The organism is Mesorhizobium sp. M1E.F.Ca.ET.041.01.1.1, assembly GCF_003997355.1.
Lineage (GTDB): Bacteria > Pseudomonadota > Alphaproteobacteria > Rhizobiales > Rhizobiaceae > Mesorhizobium.
The window spans coordinates 1-498 of the sequence record NZ_RZSL01001242.1 but is presented as its reverse complement, the minus strand read 5'-3'; the positions used below and the strand labels follow the sequence as shown (position 1 = coordinate 498).

At 61.0% G+C, this 498-nt stretch carries 1 protein-coding gene; it reads left to right on the top strand.

What is annotated here, in order from left to right; genetic code table 11:
* Positions 1 to 99: 99 nt before the first annotated feature.
* Positions 100 to 468, top strand: a complete 369-nt coding sequence (gene gcvH, locus EOA38_RS38575; protein WP_126093472.1) for a glycine cleavage system protein GcvH — start codon at positions 100 to 102, stop codon at positions 466 to 468.
* Positions 469 to 498: the final 30 nt, after the last annotated feature.

The window sequence follows — 498 nt, the reverse complement described above, 5'->3', positions numbered from 1 at the left end:
GTACCAGACTGTTCGCCGATGTCCGCGGGACGAAAATCCCGGTCGACGTCACGTCCCTGCCCTTCACGCCACACCGCTACCGCAAAGGATGATTTCCCGATGGCAAACACCTATTTTACTGAAGACCATGAATGGTTGCGCGTCGAAGGCGGGGTCGCCACCGTCGGCATCACCGACTACGCGCAGGAGCAGCTCGGCGATCTCGTCTTCGTCGAACTGCCGGAAATCGGCCGCAAGCTCGCCAAGGGCGACACCGCCGTCGTCGTCGAATCCGTCAAGGCGGCTTCCGATGTCTACGCGCCGGTGGACGGCGAGATCATCGAAGCCAACACGTCGCTGTCGTCCGACCCTTCGCTGGTCAATTCGGCGGCGACCGGCGACGGCTGGCTCTGGAAGATGAAGCTTTCCAACGAAAGCCAGCTCGCCAGCCTCATGGATGAGGCCGCCTACAAAGCCCATATCGGCTGATACCGGGATTTTAGAAATGACCGCAGCACC

Coding starts and splice junctions, on each gene's coding strand:
- gcvH (WP_126093472.1), top strand. CDS start 100: ATGGCAAACACCTATTTTACTGAAGACCATGAATGGTTGCGCGTCGAA.